3 protein-coding genes are annotated in these 1722 nt (G+C 59.2%); all 3 read right to left on the bottom strand.

Going from position 1 to position 1722, the window contains the following annotated elements; all coding sequences use genetic code 11:
- Positions 1-194 precede the first annotated feature (194 nt).
- The gene (locus P3T25_RS48425) at positions 195-923 is read right to left on the bottom strand and encodes a cytochrome c biogenesis CcdA family protein (protein WP_154560560.1); all 729 of its coding nucleotides are present in this window, start codon (positions 921-923) and stop codon (positions 195-197) included.
- Positions 923-1309: a thioredoxin family protein gene (locus P3T25_RS48420; RefSeq protein ID WP_154560561.1), complete on the bottom strand. Its 387-nt coding sequence runs from the start codon at positions 1307-1309 to the stop codon at positions 923-925. The genes P3T25_RS48425 and P3T25_RS48420 overlap by 1 nt, the downstream gene beginning before the upstream one ends.
- Positions 1310-1500: 191 nt before the next feature.
- The coding region (locus P3T25_RS48415; RefSeq protein ID WP_429364857.1) for a MerR family DNA-binding protein at positions 1501-1722 on the bottom strand (222 nt) is incomplete at its 5' end.

The following is a 1722-nucleotide window of genomic DNA, read 5'->3' as shown; positions in this document are numbered from 1 at the left end:
ATCTGAGTCATGGGCTGTGTCCACTGTTAATCAGTGGACACAGCTTGCCTTGCTCTCAATTCGGGCGCTATGTGCTGATAAATTCGCGCTTACGAATATTTCGAGTTAAGTGAGCTTTAGAAAATTGCCCGGAGGTGCACGGCCGAAAGCATAGTCTGGTTTGTACCCTGAGTATCGAATCCGCACGTGGCTGCTCAAAGCGACGTTGTGAAGTCCGTCAGCCACGGGGGGCTTGCAGACAGCAGCGCCGTCTCCAGCGTCTTGTCCAGCCCCGTAAGCACGAGCATGCCGACGGCGATGAACACCGCTCCGAGGATGGTTGTCCCTGCCGTTCCCACTGGGCCAAGTCGGCGTCGCAGCTTCTGCGTCGAGGTCCGGGAAAGGGAACCGAGAATCGTAAGCGGAAGGCTGGCTCCGATGCCAAATATGCCCATCAACAGCGCGATACTCCCGAGACTCCTGCTTTGCGAGGCGAGTGTAGTGGCCGCGCCCAATGTGGGGCCGACGCAGGGACTCCAGACTGCTCCCAGAATCAGTCCGACCGCGAACTGGCCTGACAGGGTGTCGCCTCGTATCTTGCTCAACCAATTTTGACCCGAGCCACCGATTCCGGCGGCCGCGCGGATGAAAATGGCCTGCAATCGGTGGGAAAACATCGCGAGCCCAAACAGAATCATCAGCACGGCGGCCACGCGACGAAAGAGTTCACTATCCACACCCAGCGACGCGCCGACGCTGGCCACGAAAATCCCGATGACCGAGAACGACACGCCTAATCCAGCTGAGAGTGCAACGACCCCCAGCCGATGTGCCGCCAATGCAGACGCAACGAGTACGGGAACAAGGGCGAGCACACACGGTGACAGCGTCGTCAGGGCCCCGGCCAGGAACCCGAGCGCGTACGTACCCGGCGTGAAGTCCATTACAGGGCTTTGGCGAACGTGTTTTTGATGTCCTGTTCGCGCGTCTGCCCCGTAGAGCGCGCAACTTCGTGGCCGCCCTTGAAGACAACGAATGTCGACTGTTGGCTCACTTTCATTGCCCGTTTCAGGGCAACTTCCTTGTCGTAGTCGGCCACGAAAATGGTCACGTCTTTCATTTCCGGGCTCGCTGCCAAACGGTCCACAATGGGTTGTTGGACCTTGCAGGTCGGGCACCAGGTCGCGTGGAAGTAGACGACGGCAGGCTTCCCGTCGGCGTTCAGCCTGTCGAACCGGGCCTGGCTAAAAGGCTGCTCGCCAGCGAAAGCGATACTGACGACCAGTAACAAGCTCGTCGCGAGCAGATATCGGCGAAAAACGTTCAGCATTACGGTCTACCCAGAGATAAGCACAACCTTATTGTTAGACGTTCGAGAGACGAAATGATTGCGCCTCTTGCGTTACGATTGCCGGTAAACCGCAGGTAGCCTGCCGACCGCCGGCCCCGTCGCACAGGTGAGCACTGTCCCGGTTGTGTCGGTGGCGGTGTGTGCTACCGGCACGCGTTGCGCTAACGCGCTCACTGGGTCAGCTCATCGCCGTTCATGAGTGTGTCGATGAGTGGGCACGACACCGTGCCTTTCGACGTCGAGCAGCGCTGTACCAGTGTTGCCAACGCGGCTTCCAGCATGGACAAATCCTGGATACGCTGGCGCACATCGACAAGCTTGTGTTCGGCGATAGCGCGCGCGGCGTTGCACGCCTGACCATCGTGCAGAGACAACAGCGCCTCCACCTCATC

This window comes from Paraburkholderia sp. GAS32 (genome assembly GCF_050434225.1).
Taxonomy (GTDB): domain Bacteria; phylum Pseudomonadota; class Gammaproteobacteria; order Burkholderiales; family Burkholderiaceae; genus Paraburkholderia; species Paraburkholderia madseniana.
This window is presented reverse-complemented; position numbering and strand designations above follow the sequence as displayed.

Bases quoted from the DNA above. Each gene is read 5' to 3' on its own strand.
- P3T25_RS48425 (WP_154560560.1), bottom strand. From the start codon at position 923: ATGGACTTCACGCCGGGTACGTACGCGCTCGGGTTCCTGGCCGGGGCC.
- P3T25_RS48420 (WP_154560561.1), bottom strand. From the start codon at position 1,309: ATGCTGAACGTTTTTCGCCGATATCTGCTCGCGACGAGCTTGTTACTG.